15 protein-coding genes and 2 pseudogenes are annotated in these 19,607 nt (G+C 62.5%); 4 read left to right on the top strand and 13 right to left on the bottom strand.

The features are described from left to right. Positions 1–205: 205 nt before the first annotated feature. From KHO30_RS09170 to KHO30_RS09160, 3 genes are all read right to left on the bottom strand, one after another. The gene (locus KHO30_RS09170) at positions 206–511 is read right to left on the bottom strand and encodes a hypothetical protein (protein WP_211700624.1); all 306 of its coding nucleotides are present in this window, start codon (positions 509–511) and stop codon (positions 206–208) included. A gap of 586 nt (positions 512–1,097) precedes the next feature. Continuing rightward, positions 1,098–1,886 carry an SDR family NAD(P)-dependent oxidoreductase gene (locus KHO30_RS09165; RefSeq protein WP_244863971.1) on the bottom strand — a complete coding sequence of 263 codons (789 nt, stop codon included), beginning with the start codon at positions 1,884–1,886 and terminating at the stop codon, positions 1,098–1,100. 180 nt (positions 1,887–2,066) lie between these two features. Beyond that, positions 2,067–2,966, bottom strand: a complete 900-nt coding sequence (locus KHO30_RS09160; protein ID WP_211700622.1) for a LysR family transcriptional regulator — start codon at positions 2,964–2,966, stop codon at positions 2,067–2,069. Positions 2,967–3,243: 277 nt separating this feature from the next. Between KHO30_RS09160 and KHO30_RS09155 the strand changes: the two are divergent. Both KHO30_RS09155 and KHO30_RS39720 read left to right on the top strand, forming a co-directional pair. Beyond that, a pseudogene (locus KHO30_RS09155) lies at positions 3,244–3,588 on the top strand (fatty acid desaturase); the annotation flags it as partial. Positions 3,589–3,607: 19 nt separating this feature from the next. Next, positions 3,608–3,718: pseudogene (locus tag KHO30_RS39720) on the top strand (Arm DNA-binding domain-containing protein); the annotation flags it as partial. Positions 3,719–3,900: 182 nt separating this feature from the next. On the opposite strand, the gene KHO30_RS09150 reads toward KHO30_RS39720, so the two are convergent. The 10 genes from KHO30_RS09150 to KHO30_RS09105 all read right to left on the bottom strand — a co-directional run bounded on the left by KHO30_RS09150 (position 3,901) and on the right by KHO30_RS09105 (position 16,858). Continuing rightward, the gene (locus tag KHO30_RS09150; protein WP_200621501.1) at positions 3,901–4,602 is read right to left on the bottom strand and encodes a sterol desaturase family protein; all 702 of its coding nucleotides are present in this window, start codon (positions 4,600–4,602) and stop codon (positions 3,901–3,903) included. 55 nt (positions 4,603–4,657) lie between these two features. Further along, entirely contained in the window at positions 4,658–6,034 is a 1,377-nt protein-coding gene (locus KHO30_RS09145; protein WP_211700621.1) for an MFS transporter, read from the bottom strand. 93 nt (positions 6,035–6,127) lie between these two features. Further along, on the bottom strand, positions 6,128–7,861 hold the full coding sequence (locus KHO30_RS09140; RefSeq protein WP_211700620.1) for a GMC family oxidoreductase: 1,734 nt from the start codon (positions 7,859–7,861) through the stop codon (positions 6,128–6,130). 64 nt (positions 7,862–7,925) lie between these two features. Then, the gene (locus KHO30_RS09135; protein ID WP_093636080.1) at positions 7,926–8,732 is read right to left on the bottom strand and encodes an enoyl-CoA hydratase/isomerase family protein; all 807 of its coding nucleotides are present in this window, start codon (positions 8,730–8,732) and stop codon (positions 7,926–7,928) included. A gap of 4 nt (positions 8,733–8,736) precedes the next feature. Further along, on the bottom strand, positions 8,737–10,356 hold the full coding sequence (locus tag KHO30_RS09130; RefSeq protein ID WP_211700619.1) for an AMP-binding protein: 1,620 nt from the start codon (positions 10,354–10,356) through the stop codon (positions 8,737–8,739). After that, positions 10,349–10,870: a (2Fe-2S)-binding protein gene (locus KHO30_RS09125; protein WP_093636181.1), complete on the bottom strand. Its 522-nt coding sequence runs from the start codon at positions 10,868–10,870 to the stop codon at positions 10,349–10,351. The genes KHO30_RS09130 and KHO30_RS09125 overlap by 8 nt, the downstream gene beginning before the upstream one ends. A 28-nt stretch (positions 10,871–10,898) precedes the next feature. After that, positions 10,899–11,720: an FAD binding domain-containing protein gene (locus tag KHO30_RS09120; RefSeq protein ID WP_211700618.1), complete on the bottom strand. Its 822-nt coding sequence runs from the start codon at positions 11,718–11,720 to the stop codon at positions 10,899–10,901. Beyond that, on the bottom strand, positions 11,717–14,764 hold the full coding sequence (locus tag KHO30_RS09115; RefSeq protein WP_211700617.1) for a xanthine dehydrogenase family protein molybdopterin-binding subunit: 3,048 nt from the start codon (positions 14,762–14,764) through the stop codon (positions 11,717–11,719). Before KHO30_RS09115 ends, KHO30_RS09120 begins: the two co-directional genes overlap by 4 nt. Beyond that, positions 14,761–15,381 (bottom strand): UbiX family flavin prenyltransferase, encoded by a 621-nt coding sequence (locus tag KHO30_RS09110; protein WP_093636087.1) that lies wholly within the window; start codon positions 15,379–15,381, stop codon positions 14,761–14,763. Before KHO30_RS09110 ends, KHO30_RS09115 begins: the two co-directional genes overlap by 4 nt. Continuing rightward, positions 15,374–16,858 carry a UbiD family decarboxylase gene (locus KHO30_RS09105; protein WP_093636089.1) on the bottom strand — a complete coding sequence of 495 codons (1,485 nt, stop codon included), beginning with the start codon at positions 16,856–16,858 and terminating at the stop codon, positions 15,374–15,376. The genes KHO30_RS09110 and KHO30_RS09105 overlap by 8 nt, the downstream gene beginning before the upstream one ends. Before the next feature lie 342 nt (positions 16,859–17,200). Here KHO30_RS09105 and KHO30_RS09100 point away from each other — a divergent pair, with 342 nt between their 5' ends. Further along, positions 17,201–18,148 (top strand): LysR family transcriptional regulator, encoded by a 948-nt coding sequence (locus KHO30_RS09100; protein ID WP_211700616.1) that lies wholly within the window; start codon positions 17,201–17,203, stop codon positions 18,146–18,148. Next, positions 18,148–19,590, top strand: a complete 1,443-nt coding sequence (locus tag KHO30_RS09095; protein WP_211700615.1) for an aldehyde dehydrogenase family protein — start codon at positions 18,148–18,150, stop codon at positions 19,588–19,590. Before KHO30_RS09100 ends, KHO30_RS09095 begins: the two co-directional genes overlap by 1 nt. The last annotated feature ends 17 nt before the right edge of the window (positions 19,591–19,607 follow it).

The raw sequence follows: 19,607 nt of genomic DNA, 5'->3' as shown, positions 1-19,607 counted from the left end.
TTCGAGTCCGGCAACGCATGGTGAAACACGAATCCAGGGAGACGTAGTGAATCCGCGAGACAACATCGGCGACAAGGCGGCCGTCGTTCGGTCATCGCAGGCAGAGGCAAGAGGTGGTGGGGATCTCGAAGCTGGCGCGAGCACGCCAATACTCAACACCCGAATGCAGATGCCGACCCAACCGGCCGGCATCGTTCAACACTGCTTAATTGAGAAGCGCGACGAAAAATACGATTGCGCCGAGCAGTGCACCCAGAAAGCAATAGCCCTCGCTTTGCCCGTCTTCGGCACGCTGCCCACGGCGCGCAAGGCAACTCACCACGCCGAAGAACGATGCACCGCCGAGCACAACAAAAATCATGACGATGTCGAAGATCGCGGAACGACCGAGTTCCTCCATCCGCCAGTCACGCAGCACCAGATAGACGGCTGCGACAACGATCGACAGCAGCAGAAGCGGAAACATCACGCGCCGCTCGTCGCGGGAGAGTTTTTGAGTCAGACGGGTCATGAGCGGTTTCCCTCAAACATATCAGTTGGGGTCATCGCGGCGCCATTGCGCGGCGTGCTTTCTGAGCGAAGCAAGTTGACTTTGCGAAGCAACGAGGTCAAGCGCGACGGCGCGCTGGGCGGAGCGGTGGAATCCGGTTCGCCACCGTCTTCGCACGACAACCCGGCGTCGACGGGCGGGGCTCCAGAACTGAGCGAGTAGTCGGCGAGAACGCCGCACAAATCGGAATACAGGAGATACATTGTTTGTCTCCAATCAGGCGATGCCAGGTGGATGCTCGTGAGGCATCTCTTGACGTTCATCGTAGGCGAGCGCGTTCCGTTATGCAACTATCCGTTCAATTATTTGGATCGGTGTTTTCACTAGTTTTCATGACGTCGCCGTGCGGACGACGGCTCATTGGCTGCATCACGGTCAGATCGACAGAGCGTCGTTTATTCCGCGACCGCACATAAAAAATCCCCGATGCCGTACTGTCGGCACCGGGGACAAACAGACATCATGTACAGGCTTCACTCGCTGCTTACAACACGCTTAACGCCACCCGATCTGGGGCGAGCGCGAGTCACCCGCTACATCGGCATCCTCAGGAAATCTGGAAGCCTCCGTCAACGGCAAGCAACTGCCCAGTCACATAATCGGCGGCGGGCGACGCGAAGAACAGCACAGCACTTGCGATATCAGCGGCAACGCCCATGCGCCCCAAAGGCATGCGCCCCGGCTGCGTGATCGGCCCATGTGCCTGATGAACTTTCGTCGATGCAGCGGCGCCTTCGGTAGCGACGCCACCTGGAAGCACGGCGTTGACGCGAATACGGTCCGTGGCGAATTCGAGGGCGGCGACTTTCGTCAGATTGTTCACGCCGGCCTTTGACGCGCCGTAATCGCCATTGTCGAAAATCACCGGTTGCAGGGATGCCACGGACGAGATATTGATGATCGACCCACCCGTTCCGGCGGCCTGCATCCGCTTGACTGCCTCACGCATACACAGGAACGTTCCACGCAGATTGACGCGCAACACGCGGTCCCATTTCTCCGCCGACGTATCGACGAAGCTCGTCTTCGGATAGATTCCCGCGTTATTCACCAGCACATCAAGCCGGCCAAGTCTGGCGTGCACGGCCTCGAACATCGCAATGATCGAGGCTTCGTCGCCAATATCGACTTTCACCGCGATCGATTTGCCCGCCGCCGTCTCAATCTGTGCGACCGTTTGCTGAGCCCCCTCCTCGTTCAGATCTGCCGCAACAACGATCGCCCCGGCCGATGCCAGCAATAGCGCCGTTTCCCGCCCGATACCGGAACCTGCACCGGTCACGAGAGCAACCCGGCCGCCGAGGTTAAATAGGCTCTCCACTTTCAATGAACTCACTGCTCCTCCGATCACCCGCCATGCGAGCACTTGTTTTGTGAACGTCATTCACGAAAGTAAACAGTGCTGGGGGTGTTGTCAAGACAGAGGAAGTCCCGGGGGCGTGCGCAGTACACGATGCCAAGCTCTGTTGTCAGAGCAGAATCTCAGCGAGAGTTCACACCGACCTGACGGACCCGCTCACTTTTGCACGGTGAGCGACAGATCGCGAATGATATCGAGCATCGCGCGGTGATACGGTTTATGCGGACGATCGGTCCAGATCAGGGAGACTTCCGTATCGAGCGATGGTGATAAATCTTCGATATCGATAAACACCACGCCTTCAACCGGGAGATGTCTTGCCGAATCAAGCATCAATCCGACGCCGAGTTCGTTCGCGACGAGATTGAGCATCGTATAAGGGTGACGGGCTTGCTGGGTGACCTTCGAAGACACGCCGGCATCGCGCCGGGCAGCCTCGAACGCCGCGAACACGGGTTGCGAAATCTGCTGCGGAAACATGATGAGCGGATACGTCGTGAGATCTGCCATGCTGATGCGGGTTCGCTGAGCGAGCGGCCAATTTGCCGGAACCGCGGCCACCATGCTCATACGTTCGATGACGATGCTCTCCAGTTCATGCACATCGGCAACACTCGTGACAACTACGCCCAGATCAATGCTGCCGTTCTTCACACTGGCCACCGTAAGCGCACTGCCACGCTCAATCAGGCGCACGTCGACACCGGGCCATTGTTTGCGGAGGGCATGCAGGGCAAGGGGCATGATGTGCATCGCGCACATCGGCACGAACGCAATACTGAGGCTGGCCAGTTCGTCCGCCGCCTGACGCACACGGCGCTCCGCCAGATCCGCCTGGGCGAGCAGCGGCTTCGCCTCCGCCATGAGCGCCTCGCCGGCAGCGGTGAGTGACACGCCACGCGGTGTGCGCTCGAGCAATTTAATGCCCAGCGATTCCTCCAGACGCATGATGGACTGACTCAGCGGCGGCTGAGCCATGCCAAGCCGTGCTGCCGCGCGGCCAAAATGCCGGGTCTCCGCAACCGCGACGAAATGCCGGAGGTGACGCAATTCCATGGCGTGATATCGAGTCGATATGAGGATGGCGGAAGAATATCGTTTTTGCGCTTCCCCGGCGAGTTGCATATTCGCCATCAATGGGTACGCCTCCCCCCAACGGCCCTACAACTGACTCGGAACGCTCGAAAATACTTGATCTGAGCGGGTCTGACGCTTCAAAGCGTCGCGACAGGCATCCGTAGCGACCTGCGGGTAAATTGCGGGTAAGAATTAATATTTTCACCCAGCAATGACCCATCAAGTCCCAACCAGAAAGGCGTTGTGCGATCCTAAGTTGCTCCTGAACAACAACTACCATCTGGTTCATCACGACTTGCCTCATGTGCCCTGGTTTGCACTTCGGAAGGTTTATGAAACGTCCCGGCAGCAGTACGTAGAACGCTCGGGAGGGTTTCTCGTACACGGTTACAGCGAATGGCTGAAGCTTTATGCATTCGCCTCGGTTGCGCCTCCGGTTTATGGGGATCTATCCGGCATGATCCAGAGGAATCCGCGCGCTTCCGACAGGTTTGCGGGTAAATTGCCGGGAAAAATCATGGTAGTTGTCCATCGAGGAGAACTCCGTGAAGCTAACCTACCCGCTACTGCTGAACGCCGAACCACCAGACAAGCCCTATAAGATTCGTGACCGCGACTCCATGTATCTGCAGGTGTCAACCTCGCGTTCGAAGGTGTGGAAATTTGATTACCGGCTGGATGGCAAGGATTGCAGCCATACCCTCGGGCGATTCCCTGTCCTGTCGATAAACGACGCCCGCCAACGTCGCAACGATGCGGCCAAGCTCGTGGCGTCCGGCATCCACCCAAAGCCTAGGAGCTGTAGCTGCAGCTGCAGCTACAGCCGATCACATGCGGACGCTCGCCGTCCTCTATCGACCGGCGGCTTGGGGGATTGTCGGGTCCCTTATTGCGAAAAAGTCGCAGAAGCTCTTTATGGACGACGCGCCAGCGGTTCGCGTGCAGTGCGCGGCGCATCCCTGCGCGTACCGAACAGCGTGTCGCAGATGGGAAACGTCAGGTTGAAGTTTTGTGTCGCCATCAGTTCGGGATCATGGTGCGTGACGTGCAAGCGCCGCACGGTATTGACGAACGGAACGCGGTCGAGCAACGGGCTGTCGGTGACGTGCGACAGTGTGTGCAGCCCCTCGTACATCAGGTAGTACGCCGCCATCGTGAGCAGCGCGATATATCCCGCATTGCGCGAAAACACATAACCAATGAAGAGCGCGAACGGCACTGCCGCCAGCACAAACGCGACCGGCGCAAACGGCGGAAACAACAACGCGCGCCAGTGCCGCTGACCCTTGTATTCGAGCGTGACGTGCGTGAAGAATCTGTGATGGACCGCGCAGTGCCGCTTGTAGATCATGCTGAAGTGCTTCGTCGGGCGATGCAGCACGTAGCGATGCGCGGCCCACTCTGCCCAGTTGCCGAACAGAAAGAGCGGAATGACCGCCATCCATTCGGCAAGCGTGGGCGCATGAAGCTGCGTGAAGCAGTACCCGATCACTCCACCCGTGAAGAGCAGCGTGAAGCCAAGGTGCAGTTCACCGCGATACCAGGGTGGCGTGGCCGCAACATAATCGTCGCGAAACTGGTATGAGCGCGCGCGAACGTCCTCGTCGTATTTCATTGATGTCTCCTGTATGTGAGCGACGCGGGCGCGCTTTTGCGCCCGCTGGAATGCACTAGGCGGCCTCGCGGGCGGTGCCGTTATCGAGCTTGCCGCGGGTCTCCGGCACGATGAACGCCCCCACCAGGAAAATTACGCTGATCGCCCCGGCGAAGATTGCAAGCGTCATCGGCAACTGGCTGGCGTCTTTTGCCACCAGCGAGACGGCGGTCGGCATCATCCCGCCGATCGCGAAACCGATGTTCCATGACAGCCCCGTGCCAGTGGCGCGAATCGCGGTTGGAAAGCGTTCGTTCAGGAAGATCAGAATCGGCGCGTAACCGGCGCTGCCGAGCGCGCTCAGAATCACCGCGTAGACGGCGACCATCGTGATGCTTTGCGCTGTGGGCAGCAGCAGGAATAGCGCAGGCAGCGCGATCAGGCGAATCAGGCCGATCCAGACGAACGTGCTTTTGCGTCCAATGAAAGTGCTCAGATGTCCCGCCGCGATCGACGCGATCACCACCGCGACGCTGCAGATCATCAGAATCGCGGCCGCGGCGCCGTTCGGTGCGTGGCTCACCACCTTGAGGAAGGTCGGCAGGTAGCCGGACGTGAGGTAATAGCCGCTACCGCCGCCGATCGTCAGCAGCAGATTGACGAACAGAATCGAGCGATAGTCGCGTGAAAACAGCGTGCGGATCGGCGAGCGTACGACCTCGACGGGTGCGGCCGTGTTCTGCATTGCGGCCTTGGCGGCCTTCTCGGCGGCCAGCTTCTTCCACAGCGGCGACTCTTCCAGGCTACTGAAGACGAACAAGCCGAGAATCGAACTCACAATGCCGGTGAAGAACATGCAGCGCCAACCCCACACGTCGAACAGGGCGCCCGGGAAGATCGCCGACATCGCCAGATAGGTTAGCGATGCGAGCAATGCGCCGAGGCCCGCCCCGCCACCTCCGATCAGCCCCGACACGGCGCCGCGATATTTAGGCGCGACAGATTCTGTGCCGATGGTGTGGGTCGACGCCACCACGCCGCCGACGAATACGCCTTGTATCAAACGCAGCATCAGGAACAGGATCGGCGCGACGAGGCCGACTTGCGCAACCGTTGGCAGCAAGCCGAAGGTTGCCGTCGAGAGGCCCACGCCGACCACCGCAGTGATCATCGCGCCCTTGCGACCGTTGCGGTCCGCGTAGGAGCCGAACCATGCCGAGCCGAGGGGGCGCATCAGCAGGGTCACGGCAAACGATGCATAGACCGCGGCAAGCGAGAGCATGGCGTGTTCGGACGGAAAGAACAGCCGTCCCACTACCGGTGCGACGAACAGCAAGACGAACAGATCGAACAAATCCAGTGCCCAACCGAGGCACGAGGCCATTACTGCACCCATCACTTGCCGCTGGTCTACCGCGGGCAAGGCGGCGCCATTCTGCGCTGCTACGGACATCGTCATCTCCTTGATTATAAGCGGGCCGTCTTTCGATCGCCCCGTTTTAAGGCACGTTCTGGATTGCGTGCTCTTGGTTGTGTTAATAAACTTTTATCGACCGACCACCGTGGACGACGTCGTGTTCGACGCCGCGCTCGTGTACCTTCGCGCGAGCATCGTGTCGGCGATCTTTTCGGCCATCATGATGGTCGGGATATTCGTATTCGCCGAAGGCAGTCTCGGCATCAGTGACGCATCGACGACCCGCAAGCCCTGCGCGCCACGCACGCGACCCGCGTTGTCCGTCACAGCCATGACGTCGTTCACATCGCCCATCTTGCAGGTGCCGCTCGCGTGCCATACGCCGAACACATTGGCGCGAATGAACGACTCAAGTGCGTTCTCATCGGCAAGCAGGGCGGACATTTGCTGGCCTCCCGTGAAAAACCGTTCGATTAATGCCCGCCGGATCGGCGCAGGTGTGTCGAGCAGCATCCCAAGCATCGAGGTCAGCGCGGCGTTACGGGTTCCGACGCGGCTAAGCGCCTTGACCCGTGGTGAAAACGCCGCGGGGAAAAAGTCGCGTGGATCGTGACCGAGCCCCGAGGCCTCGACGATTTTCGCCAGCATTCGTACGCCGAAAGCGAGGCGCGCGACATCGCGTGGATCGTCGAGCAGATTCAGATCGACGCGCGGCGGCACCGCGGCGTCGGGTGAAACGAGTTGCACACGGCCGCGTGAATACGGGCGATTGCACCAGAGAAAGAACAGCCCGAGCCGGTTGCCGAGCGCATGCCATGCGGCGCGAGTCGCACTCGACAGATACAGATCGGACGCATCGCACCCTGCAACGCCCGAGGTGAAACGCGCGGCTGTCATACTCGCGCGGCGCCGCGACAAAGGCATGCGATAACGTCGCTCGAGAAAATGGCAGAAAGTCAGCGACGGATGATCCTGAAGATTACGTCCCACGCCCGGCAGATCAATCATGCAATCGATGCCGAGCGCGCCCAGATCCTCCCTCGCGCCGACGCCTGCTCGCATCAGCAGCGCCGGCGATTGCAGCGCGCCTGCACACAGCACAACTTCATTCGCCTCGAAGCGCACGTGGGCACCGTTGCGCGCGACAGCCACCACGCCGCGCGCGACCATGCCCTCCATCACAATGCGCTCGACGCGCAGCTCCGGATAGATGTGCAGATTGCGGCGCCTGCGCGTCTGTGCATCCAGATAAGCGACGGCGGTCGAGATTCGCCTGTCGTCGAGATTCGAGAACGCGCCAGGAAAGTAGCCGTCACCGAACTCGCCGTTCTGGTCCAGCAGGCTGGCGAAACCGTTTTTACGCATCCCGTCGGCAAACGCATGGCAGAACGGCGGCCAGTCGGCCTGAAGAACACGGCGAATAGGCACCGGCCCAGCGCCGCCGTGCAACTCGCCTTCCGGAAAATTCACGTCGCGCTCGAGCTTGCGGAAATACGGCAGCACGTCCTGCCACGCCCAGCCAGTTGCGCCATTGGCGGCCCAGTCGTCGTAGTCGCGCGGCAGGCCGCGATTGGCCGATTGCACGTTGATACTCGATCCGCCACCCATCACGCGCCCTTGCTCATAGACACGCGGCGCGGCCGTTCGGGTCGCGCTCGCTTTGAGCTCCGGCCAGATGTACGTGTCGCCGCAGAAAACCGGCATGGGATAGCTGTCGAGAATCGCCGCGGGCACAGCGCCCGGCGGCGTATCCTGGCCCGCCTCGATCAACGCGACGCGCAACGACGGTACCGCCGACAACCGGTGCGCAAGCACGCATCCGGCGGATCCACCGCCCACAATCACGTAATCGAAACGCTCCATATGCTTTGTCTCCTGCAGTTTTTTTCGCTACGGGGTGTTGCCGCTATGTTGTGCTGCGTTCGGTTCAACTGCCGCGAAACACCGGCTTGCGTTTGCCATGAAACGCCTCCACCCCCTCACGGAAATCGTCGGACGTGCGCAGACGGCTATAGCAGTGCCCTTCGAGTTCGATCGCGATCGAAAGCGGCGCATCTTCGCTATCGTTCAGCAGCTTCTTGGCCGTGCGTTGCGCAAGCGGCGAGAAGGCCCGCAGTTCATCCACCAACGCGTCGGTCGTGGCTTCGAGTTGCGCATCGGCCACGCACTCCACCGCGATGCCCCAGTCGTAGGCCTGCTTGCCCGGAATGCGGCGCGAGCGCATGACGATGTCCTTGGTTCGACCGACGCCGACCATCTGCTGCAAACGCGCCGAGCCGCCCGAGCCCGGGATCTGGCCGAGCTTCTGTTCCGGCAGCGCGTAGAAGGTGGTGTCGGTGGCGATGCGGAAATCGCACGCGAGCGACAGTTCGAAACCCACGCCGAAGCAGAAACCGCGATTGGCGGCGATCACCGGCTTCGAGCAGCGCGCGGGTGCCGCGATATTCCAGGCGAGTTTGGACACGTGTTCCGGCGACGCCTCGAGAAAACCCTTGATGTCGCCGCCGCTCGAGAAGTGTTCACCCGTGGCGCGCACGACGATCACGCGCACGCGCTCGTCTTCGTCAAGTGCTTCGAAGGCCGCGCGCAACTGGTCGCGTGCATGCATCGAAATCACGTTGAACGGCGGCCGATGCAGAATAATGTCGGCCCGCTCGCGTTCGGCGTCGATCTCGATCGAAAAGCCGTCGAGTTCTTGCAGCAGGCTCTGGCCGCGGTGAGTCAAGTCGGTCATGGGGTTACTCCTTGGTAGTTTCCGTGTGTGTGGCAATGAATGCGCCGCTGGCGCGGCTGTGGTTGCCGTCGTTACCGTCATTAGGCTGACCACGTTCGTCGCGTTCGTACTCGCCCGCGGACAACTTGCGGCGCAAGATCTTGCCAACCGGCGATTTCGGAATGTCGTCCACGAAGACGTACTCGCGCGGCCGCTTGAAGTTGACGAGATTGGACGTTCGGCAATACGCATCGAGCGTTTCGGCATCGACGTATTCGCGGCGTTTGACGAAGGCGACGACCCGCTGGCCCCAGCGCTCGTCTTTCACGCCTGCCACCGCCACTTCGTCGACGGCGGGATGCAGAGACAGCACCGATTCGATATCGACCGGCGAAATGTTCTCGCCGCCGCTAATGATCATGTCGTCGACGCGTCCGGACACGTACAGGTCGCCTTCGACGTCGAAGAAACCGGTGTCGCCGGTGAAATACCAGCCGTCGCGCAATGATTTGGCGTTGGCGTCAGGGCGGTTCCAGTAGCCTTCGAAAGCTTCGTCGCCGAGCAGATCGGCGATGATCTGACCTTCTTCGCCAGCCTGCGCCAGATCCTCTGGCGTTTGCGCATCGAGCTTCACGACACGTAGCCGCGTATTGATACCGGCACGCCCCGCGCTGCCCGGTTTCTGCGTTGCGTCCTGATCGATGCTGAAGGTGTAGACCTCCGACGAGCCGTAGTGATTGACGAACAGTTCGGGTTTGAAAGCAGCCGATAGCCGCTTGAGCAAACCGTCGTTCATTGGTGCGCCGGCAAAACCGAGCTTTTTGACGGATGTCGTGTCGATAGCGTCGAAAGCGGGATCGCCCAGAAGATCGTGATAAAGCGTCGGCACCAGATAAAGACAGCTGATCTGATACTGCGCGATGGAATCGAGCGCGAAACGGGCGTTCCAGCGGCGTGCGCAAACGAACACGCCGTCAACCATGGCCATCGAGAGCAGCGAGCGCACGCCCATGGTGTGATACAACGGCATCACCCCGAGCGTGCGCTCGCCGTACCGGTACAGGTTCTGTGCGACATGGGCGAGCGCGGCAGCCCGCTCATGACGGTGACGGCGCGGCACGCCTTTGGCTTTACCCGTGGTGCCCGACGTGTAAAGAATCAGCGAGTAGTCGTCCGCATTCGCGCGAGTGGTCTGGATACTGGCATCATGCGAGCGCTCGGCAAGGAGTGTTGCGAATCTGGCGGTGCGGCCTTGCGCGTCGTCGAGCCCGATGCGCGGCAGATTTTGCGCAGCCGCGCTCTGCGTGACCGCTTCGGCACTGACCGGTTCATAGACAATCACCTTCACGCCGGCATCGGTCACGCAGTAATCGAGTTCGTCAGGCTTGGCGCGCCAGTTCAACGGCACGATCACAATACCCGCGAACTGGCAGGCCCAGTGCAAGGTTGCCATTTCCCAGCGGTTTTGCAGTACGACGAGCAGCCGGTCCCCGTGCGCGAGACCCAGTTCACGCAGGCCTTCGGCGACGTTCACAATGATGCGATGCCACTGCGCATAGGTCAGCGTCAGGGCGCCGTCGACCAGAGCGAGCGCGTTCGGGCTGCGCTCCACGCTTTGCAGATAGGTTCGGCCGAGATCAAGCATGAGCGGTCTCCACGGTCTCACCGGCCTGCTTGCCTGCGTTACGTCTCGCCGCCACGTCCAGCACCGCTGCGACGATCGGCGTATAGCCCGTACAGCGGCACAGATGGCCCGAGAGCATGTCGCGCACTTGCGCTTCGGTGGGATCGGGCACGCGCTTCAGATAGTCCGCGCACGACATCAGAATGCCGGCCGTACAGAAGCCGCACTGCAAGGCGTGGTGGCGTTGAAACGCCTGCTGCAGATCGCCAAGCACCATATCGGGCGCGAGGCCCTCGACTGTATCGATGCGACGTCCTTGCGCCTGCACCGCCAGCATCAGGCAAGAACGCCCTGCCACGCCGTCGATGTGTACCGTGCACGCGCCGCAGACACCATGTTCGCAGCCGACATGCGTGCCGGTCGCGCCCAGTTCGTGACGGATGAAATCCGACAGCAGGTCGCGTGGCTCGCAATAGCCGCTGCGCTCGCTGCCATTGAGCGTCAGCGTGATGCACGGCCGGTCGCCCTGCCGCATGATGTTGTCTTCAGACGTGTTGCTCACTTTACTTTGCCTCCTCGATCACGCGCCATCCGAGTTGCCGCACCAGATGCCGGCGATAGGTCGCGCTAATATGCGCGTCGTCCTGCGCGCCCAGCTTCCAGCTCAAATCGTTCAATGCACTGCGTAGGTCTTCGCCGTGCAAACGCGGCCATTTCTCGACCACCGGCCGATCCGCGACGCCGCCCACCGCGAGGCAGATCGAGTCGCTCGTCACCACCGCCGCGCACGCGGCCATCGCGAAATCGCCATGACGCGCAGAGAATTCGGTGAAGCCGTAGCGTTCGCCGGGCTTCTTCAGCGGGAAGCGCACCGCTTCGACCAATTCGTCCGGTTCGCGCGCCGTCATCAACATCCCCTGGAAAAATTCCTCGGCCTTCAGGACACGCTTCTTCTTTTTCGAGCGCAGCGTCACGTCGCCACCGAGCGCCGCCAGCACAAGTGGCAATTCCGCGCTCGGATCGGCGTGTGCAATCGATCCACACACGGTGCCGCGATTGCGAATCTGAAAGTGCGAAATGTGCGGGAATGCCATCGCCAGCAGGGGCACTTCATCCCGCAGTGACGCGCGCCATTCGACGCTGCCCTGCGTGGCGGCCGCGCCCACAATCAGCTGACCTGCTTCGTTATCGGTGCGCACCGCGTTCAGTTCGTCCGTGCGCGAGATATCGACCAGCATGCGCGGCTGCGCGAGCCGCATGTTCAGCACCGCCATCAGCGACTGGCCCCCGGCCAGCACGCGGGCGTCTTCGCCGTTTTGCGCGAGTGCGTCGAGCGCGTCCTGCGTGGTCATCGCGCGCAGATAATCGAACGGCGCGGGTTTCATGCCTGCCTCCTGAAACTTGCGAGCAACCGCGATAGCCACCCGCCTACTGTTTTCACCGGTTTGCCTGCGGCCTGGCGTCCAAGCGATTCGAACAGTTGCCGCAACACGACCTTGGCCGCCCCTTCGAGCATCCGTCCGCCGACGGCCGCGACCTTGCCCGACACCTGGGCTTCGTAGTCATAGGAAAGACGCGTGCCGCTTTCGATCGGCGTCAACTCGACGAGGCCGCTGCCGCGCGCGCTGCCGAGCGACGACATGCCCGCGCCTGCCAAACGCAGCCGATGTGGCGCGTCGATTTCCGACAACCCGATCTTCGCTTCGAAGCGCGCCTTGATCATGCCCACGCCGACCGTCACGTCGGCGCGATACTGGTTCGTGCCTTCGGCTTCGAGCGCGTGGCAACCCGGTATCACTCTGGCGAGCGCGGCCGGATCGAGCAGCACGGCGAAAATGGCTTCTGGCGAGGCCGGCAAATCGACGCTGCCTTGCGCGGTCAGCGCCTTGCCGCCGCCGGGCATCGCCGGTTTCGCCGGTGGCATGTCGCGCAATTCGGGACGCGACGGCGCGGGGTCGTCGATACCGATGAGCGCCATGACTTTCGAAGGCGTCAACGGCAAACGGATATCGTCGACGCCGAGCGCGTCCGCCACCGCATTTGCAATGCACGGTGGCGTGCTCATGTTATTGCCCTCGCCAAGTCCTTTCGCGCCCAACGGCGTGAACGGACTCGGCGTTTCCAGATGCACGATCACCGGATCGGGTACTTCGCAGGTGGTCGGCATCAGATAATCGGCGAGCGTGCCCGACTGGAAGCTGCCATCCGCGCCGTAACGGAATTCCTCCATCAACGCCGCGCCGAGACCTTGCGCGAACGCGCCGCGAATCTGGCCATCGGCGAGCGCGGGGTTCAGCAGTGTGCCGGCATCGTGCGCGGTGACATATCGATCGATCCGCACGCGGCCCGTCGCGCGGTCCACTTCCACTCCGCACATGTCAAAGGCAAACCCGTAAGCCGCCGACGTATTAATGCGATCGTTCTCATCCGGTGCCGCCATGTTCGGCGGATTCCAGAACACGGTCTCACGCAGACCGGGCTCCTCGCCTTCAGGCAAGAGCGCGGGCGCCCAATGCGGCGCATTGGCGGCGACGCGGCCGAACGGCTGCGCGCGATCCTCTGCACCCGCCGCGTAAATGCGGCCGCCTTCAAAACGCACATCTTCCGGCGCGCAACCCAACTGCTTCGACACGATGCGCGCGACCTTGTCGCGTACGCGCACAGCCGCCAGATGTACCGTGCCCGCCACCGCGCCGGCAAAGCGGCTCGAGTAATTGCCCGCCGCCACCGACCACGCGTCCTTATGCGTATCGAACTCGACATTGACGACGATGTCTTGAGGCGAGACGCCGAGTACATCCGCGACCACCTGCGCGCACACCGTCATATGCCCTTGGCCCGCGGGCGTCGACGCGATCGTCACCACCACGCCGCCTAGCAGATCGACGCTGACCGTGGCGCTCGCGATCGCGCCGCTCTTCGGCCCGGCCTTTCTGCGCGCGTCGGCGGGCATCACCGTCGTGATATAGCCCATGTTCGACACCGACGGCTCGACGATCGCCGCGAAGCCGATGCCGTACAGCCGCCCTTCCTTGCGCGCCGCCTCGCGGCGCGCACGCAGTTCGTCATAGCCGCCTTCGGCCAGCGCGCGGCGCAGCGCCTCCTGATAGTTGCCCGAGTCGAGCAAGGCGCCCGCTGCGGCGCGATACGGGAAGGCATCGGCGGCGACGAAATTGCGGCGATACACGTCGAGCACATCCAGCTTTAACTCAAGCGCGATGTGTTGTATCAGCCGTTCGAGCGCGAAGTAAACCTGCGGGCCGCCGAAGCCGCGCACGAGACCCGTGGGCGTCTTGTTGGTCAGCACGACGCGATTGCGCACCAGCAGATTGTCGATGGCATACGCGCCGGTCAGGCAGCCATGCATCCGGTAGAACGTCGCCGGTTCCGGTGCGCGCAGATAGCCCCCGCAATCTTCAAGTTGATCGTATGAGAGCGCCGTAATACGGCCGTCGCTTTCGACAGCCGCCTCGAGCGTCGACAGGCGTGCCGTTGCGGAGGTCGCCGCGCTCAGATGTTCGAGCCGGTCCTCGACCCACTTCACCGGCGCGCCAGCCTTGCGAGAGGCGAGGCACATCAGCACGACATAGGGAAACACCGCCTGCTTCACGCCGAAACTACCGCCCGAATCGCGCGGCGCCTTGTGACGCAGACGATTGGCCGGCACGTTCAGCGCCATCGCCATCACCGCGTGCAGCGAGAACGGGCCCATAAAATTCGACGTAACGTCATAGCCTTCGTCGCCCGCCAGATATTCGGCGATCACCACGCCGCATTCGATCGGCGCACAGGTATTGCGCGGATAATGCGCGACCAGTTTCACGCGATGTGGCGCTTTCTCGAACGCAGCTTCGGGATCGCCATAGCGGAAACGGCGGTCGCTGATCACATTGGTACCGACCTTTTCATGCAAAACCGTTGATTCCTCGCTCGCCGCCTGTTCGATCGTCGTGACCGGATCGAGCGTGGAATATTCGACCTTGAGAAGATCGAGCCCGTCTTCGGCGATGGCCCGCGATTCCGCCAGCACCACCGCGACAGGTTCGCCGACATAGCGCACGCGGTCCATGGCGAGCGCCCACTGCTCCATCGGCGATTTCACCCCGACCACGAAGGGCCGCGACCAGGCACGCAGGTCCTCGCGCGTCAGGATCGCGCGCACACCGGGCAGTTTCGACGCGGCGTCGGTATTGATAGCAACGAGTTCTGCATGTGCATGCGGTGAGCGCAGAATCGCCGCATGCAGGGTGCCGGGTTTGGTCCCGAGATCGTCGCCATAGCGGCCACGGCCAGTCAGGATCGCCGGGTCTTCGAGACGCTCCATCGGGCGGCCAAGATAGGTCTGTGGACGCTTTACGCCTTCGTCGTGGGTTGGTTCAACCTCCACCGTCGCAGCATTGCCTGAATTGATCATGTCGCGCTGGTTCATTCGTCGGCTCCCTCACGGCGGCCCGCGAACTCATCGGCGAGTCCGCTCCAGCGCTGGGCGATTTCGCGGTGCTCGATGCCGAACAGATCCAGAATCCGGCCGACCGTGTGATCGACCACGTCCTCGATGGTCTTCGGATGAGCGTAGAACGCGGGCACCGGCGGCATCACGATCGCGCCCATCTCGGTGGCGAGCGTCATGTTGCGCAAGTGCGCGAGATTGAGCGGTGTTTCCCGTGCGACCAGCACCAGTCGGCGACGCTCCTTGAGCATGACATCGGCGGCCCGCGTGAGCAGGTTGTCGGCGAAGCCATTGGCCACGCCCGCAAGCGTTTTCATCGAGCACGGCGCGATAACCATGCCCGCGGTGATGAACGAACCGCTCGCGACTGCCGCGCCGATATCGCGCACGTTGTAGACCACGTCGGCGAGGCTCTCCAGATCGCCACGCGCCATGCCCAGTTCCTGAGCCGCCGTCACTGCGCCCGAGGCCGACACGATCAGATGCGTCTCATGCGTGCCGAGGCGGCGTAGCGCGGCAAGCAGGCGCACGCCGATCACCGCGCCGCTCGCGCCCGAAATGCCCACGACAATCCGCTCACGCTTGTTGTCAGGCATGAACGTCACCGAGATAGGTATCGAACGCGGCGTTGTCGCCGGCGACGAGCGCGTCCAGGTCCACCGAGTCCTGCCCGGGAATGCGCACGCGCGTGAACACGTGCGCCGCATAAACCACCGGCCGCGTGGCGTCGAGCCCCATCTTCGCGCTGATGCCCTGCAGATGCGCCGGGGCGTCATCCGGCTGGCCCACGGTGGTCGACGGATCGAGCGGCGAGCCCTGCGCACCTTCGATCACGATCAGATCACGATCGGCCTGGAAGCGCGTGGCGATGGCCCATTCGATTTCAGCGGGGTCGTGCACATCCACGTCGGTATCCACCACCACCACCTGTTTGATGTCGTAGTGGGCGCCGAACGCACACAGGATCACATTTTTCGCTTCGCCTTCGCGCTTCTTATCGAACTGGATCCACAGGTGATAACGACACACGCCGCCAACTGACAGGTGCACGTCTTTCACGTTCGGATGGCTGCGCTGCAGATGCGCAAGCAGCGTCGCCTCACGTGGAATCGCGCCAAGCAGCAGATGTTCCATTTCGGCCGGCACAATCGTGTGATAAATCGGCTTTACGCGATGCGTGAGCGCCGTGACCTCGATCACCTCACGCGCCTCTCGCGAGCTGTAATACTTTGGAAACTCGCCGAACGGGCCTTCCTGCTCGCGCACGTTCGGCAGGATGCGCCCTTCGATCACGATCTCCGCGAAGGCCGGTACCTTCACGCCGTTGCTCACGCACTTCACGACCGGCAGCGGCGCCCCGTGCAGTGCGCCTGCGATCTCCAATTCGTCGTGATCGATAGGCGTGATCGCCTGCGAGGCGAGCATCGTCAGTGGATCCACGCCAATCACCACGGCGAGCTCGAGTGGCTCTCCGGCGGCTTCCGCGGTTCGCTGAAAGGCGTACAGATGGCGCGGCAGCAGGAGGATCGCCATGCGGTCCGGTCCATGCACCTGGATCCGGTTGATCGATACATTCTGGATGCCGGTGCGCGGATTGCGCGCGATCACGAGACCGGCGGTGATGTACGGGCCACTATCGTGTTCGCTATGTGTCGGAATGGGCAGCAGCTTGTGTAGATCGATCCCTTTCGTATGGATGACCTGCTGGCACAGCGCGGTATTCGCCGGGACCTCCTGCCACGCGAGCGGATGCTCGGCGGCTTCGCGAAAGCGATGCAGCAGCTGGTCCTCACTCACGCCCATCGCTTCGGCGATCCATGCGCGCCTCGACATGAAACCGCTGACCACCGGAATCGCGTGGCCGCCAGGCTGCACGAACACTGCGGCGCGCGAGCCGTCGAGCTTTTTCGCAATCGCAGCGAGTTCGTGCTCGAGCGCGACGGGGTTTTCGATGGTGGCCAGCCGCCCGCTCGCCGACAGGTGCTCGAGCCAGCTTCGCAGCGAGCGGGTGGGACGCTCTCCCTCACTCGGAGAAACCGTCGTTTCGAGGAAAGCGGTACCGCGAGAGCTCATCTGGGTCTCCATGTGTCGTGTCAATGTGCGCCCGTTGTTTTGTGTAACAAGCGCACAGTGGATTTGGATGGAGCGTAGCGAGAATGACGTATAAGTTCTAATAGTGTTTTTTGATTTATTGCATCACTTACTCTGATATCAGTGTTACCCCTGATGACGTCGGGCAGCCTCCTGAGTACTAATAGCAACGACCGCCAATACGCTTACTACGACGGGCTTTTAGTGACAGATCGACAAACCTGCCCCATGCGAAGTAGCAGTACCGCCACTCCACGGGAGTTGATAACAGCGACCGTCAACATCAAAAATATTGAAAACGTGGAAGCCTGAGCAAACACACCCATGGACCTGAAGCAGATTCAATATTTCATCGCGCTGTTCGAAGACGGGTCGGTTACCCGCGCTGCCAAGCGTCTGAATATCGTGCAACCGGCGCTCAGCATGCAGATCGCGAAGCTCGAGGAAGAGCTGCATCAGCAACTGTTCGAGCGCGGCTCGCACGGGATGACGCCGACCGCCGCCGGGCGGCTCATGTACCGGCTCTTCCTGCCGATCATGCGCGACCTTGCGCACGCGCGGCAGCAGCTCATCCAGCGCGACGAGATCATCACCGGGCGCGTGTCGATCGGGTTGATTGCGTCGATTAGCGAAAGCGTGCTGGCCGATTCACTGTCGCGCTATCACGAGAAATATCCGCACGTCGAAGTCACCGTCTCCGACGGCTACAGCGCGACCTTCATCGACTGGGTCGCCGGCGGCCAGCTCGATGCGGCGCTCATCAACAAACCGCGCGGCAAGCTCTCGCTCGATGCGCACGCGATCCTCGACGAAGAAATGGTGCTCGCCACCAGTGCGGCACACGGCCCCGACCTGCCGCACGCGATCGAGCTGGCCAAGCTGCCCGAACTCGAACTGGTGCTGCCGACCAAGCGGCACGGCCTGCGCGGCGTGCTCGATACCGCCGCGCAGCACGAGGACGTGCTCCTGACGCCGCGCTTCGAAATCGATGTGCTCAGCAGCATCGTGCAATTGGTCGGCAATACTCGCTTCGCGACCATCCTGCCGCGTATCGTGGTCGAGCGCGCAGTCCGAGCGGGCACGTTGCGCGCGTATCCGATTCTGGCGCCACGCATCGTGCGACACATCGTCTGCATCACGCATCCGCGCCGGCCGCTGAGCGCTGCGGCGGACGCGCTGATCTCGATCATCGCCGACGAACTGCGCCAGGTGCTGAACACCGCGCCGTTGGATGCGACGAAGGACACCCCTACCCCGACCAGGAAAATTTGATGAATGCACAACACTGGATCGCCGGCATGTGGACCGGCACGCCGACGCGGCCGGCGATCGACCCGGCCACCGGCGAGCCGATCGGACTGTATGCCGACGGAGGCGCGGCAGAGGCGGATGCGGCGATTGCCGCCGCGCGCGCTGTGTTCGATCGCACCACGTGGGCACAGGACGCGCGGCTGCGGCAGAACGTGCTGCTTGACTGGGCCACGGCGCTGGATGCAAAGCGGGACGAACTGGCGACGCTGATGGCGCGCGAGAACGGCAAAGCGATCGCGCAGGCGCGCGGCGAAATCGCCGCGGCGATCTCGGAGGTTCGCTATTACGCCGGGCTTGCGCGCCATTTGCCCGGCCACGTGCTGGAGCCGGAACCGGGCACGATCTCCACGCTGCTGCGCGAAGCTGCCGGCGTCGCCGCGATCATCGTGCCGTGGAACGCGCCCGCGGTGCTGCTGGTGCGCTCGCTCGCGCCGGCCCTGGCGGCCGGCTGCACGAGCCTCGTCAAGCCGGCGGCGCAGACGAGCCTGCTGAACGCGGCGATGATGCGTTGCCTCGACGACACCGCGCTGCCGAAGGGGGCGGTCAATGTAGTGAACGAGACCGGGCATGCGGCTGCCGAGCGGCTCGTCGAATCGCATGATGTCGACGTAGTGAGCTTCACGGGGTCGACGGCCACCGGCAAGCGGATCATGGCCGCGGCCGCCGACAGCATGAAAAAGCTCTCGCTCGAACTGGGCGGCAAATCATGCTGCGTGGTGTTCAATGATGCCGATGTCGCCGCGATCGCGCCGCGTCTCGCGCGCGCGGCGACGATCATCTCCGGTCAGCAATGCACGGCCGCGCGCCGCGTGCTCGTGCATGCCTCGAAAGCGCAGCAGATGCGCGAGCAATTGGCCGCCGCGCTCGCCGCGCTGAAGGTCGGTCCGGGAAGCGACGCGGCGACCGATATCGGCGCACTGATCGACCATCGCACACGCGATGCGGTCAATGCGACGATCGAGCGGGCGTGCGACAGCGCGGACCGTGTGCTGCTACGCGGTGCGAGCCGCGGCAACGCGTTCCTGGCGCCAACGTTGGTCGAGCATGGCGATCCGAAAGCGTTTTTCTGTCAGGAGGAGATCTTCGGGCCGTTCGTCACGCTGGAGACCTTCGAGGACGAGGCCGAGGCGCTCAGCAAGGCCAACGATACGGTGTTCGGTCTCTCCGCGAGCGTGTGGACTCACGACGTCGCGCGTGCCTATCGGATCGCCCGGGCACTGCGCAACGGCACGGTGTGGATCAACGACCACAACCGGTTATTCGCCGAGGCGGAAACAGGCGGGTATCGGCAGAGTGGCCTCGGCCGTTTGCACGGGTACGATGCACTGGCGGACCTCACCGAACTGAAACACATCTGCTTGAATGCGGGCGTGCCGGAGCAATTGGAAACCGTGGGGCAGTAGGCAATGCCGCGCGAACC

It is taken from the genome of Paraburkholderia aspalathi (genome assembly GCF_905220735.1).
Classification (GTDB): Bacteria; Pseudomonadota; Gammaproteobacteria; order Burkholderiales; family Burkholderiaceae; genus Paraburkholderia; species Paraburkholderia aspalathi.
Note: the sequence above shows the minus strand (reverse complement) of the source record. Positions and strands in the feature narration are given on the sequence as shown.

What these genes read in the sequence shown, in the direction of transcription:
- KHO30_RS09160 (WP_211700622.1), bottom strand. Translation starts at nt 2,966, where the DNA reads ATGGAATTGCGTCACCTCCGGCATTTCGTCGCGGTTGCGGAGACCCGG.
- KHO30_RS09105 (WP_093636089.1), bottom strand. Translation starts at nt 16,858, where the DNA reads ATGAGCTCTCGCGGTACCGCTTTCCTCGAAACGACGGTTTCTCCGAGT.
- KHO30_RS09100 (WP_211700616.1), top strand. Translation starts at nt 17,201, where the DNA reads ATGGACCTGAAGCAGATTCAATATTTCATCGCGCTGTTCGAAGACGGG.
- KHO30_RS09150 (WP_200621501.1), bottom strand. Translation starts at nt 4,602, where the DNA reads ATGAAATACGACGAGGACGTTCGCGCGCGCTCATACCAGTTTCGCGAC.
- KHO30_RS09125 (WP_093636181.1), bottom strand. Translation starts at nt 10,870, where the DNA reads ATGCGGCAGGGCGACCGGCCGTGCATCACGCTGACGCTCAATGGCAGC.
- KHO30_RS09135 (WP_093636080.1), bottom strand. Translation starts at nt 8,732, where the DNA reads ATGACCGACTTGACTCACCGCGGCCAGAGCCTGCTGCAAGAACTCGAC.
- KHO30_RS09120 (WP_211700618.1), bottom strand. Translation starts at nt 11,720, where the DNA reads ATGAAACCCGCGCCGTTCGATTATCTGCGCGCGATGACCACGCAGGAC.
- KHO30_RS09140 (WP_211700620.1), bottom strand. Translation starts at nt 7,861, where the DNA reads ATGGAGCGTTTCGATTACGTGATTGTGGGCGGTGGATCCGCCGGATGC.
- KHO30_RS09095 (WP_211700615.1), top strand. Translation starts at nt 18,148, where the DNA reads ATGAATGCACAACACTGGATCGCCGGCATGTGGACCGGCACGCCGACG.
- KHO30_RS09110 (WP_093636087.1), bottom strand. Translation starts at nt 15,381, where the DNA reads ATGCCTGACAACAAGCGTGAGCGGATTGTCGTGGGCATTTCGGGCGCG.
- KHO30_RS09115 (WP_211700617.1), bottom strand. Translation starts at nt 14,764, where the DNA reads ATGAACCAGCGCGACATGATCAATTCAGGCAATGCTGCGACGGTGGAG.
- KHO30_RS09130 (WP_211700619.1), bottom strand. Translation starts at nt 10,356, where the DNA reads ATGCTTGATCTCGGCCGAACCTATCTGCAAAGCGTGGAGCGCAGCCCG.
- KHO30_RS09170 (WP_211700624.1), bottom strand. Translation starts at nt 511, where the DNA reads ATGACCCGTCTGACTCAAAAACTCTCCCGCGACGAGCGGCGCGTGATG.
- KHO30_RS09145 (WP_211700621.1), bottom strand. Translation starts at nt 6,034, where the DNA reads ATGTCCGTAGCAGCGCAGAATGGCGCCGCCTTGCCCGCGGTAGACCAG.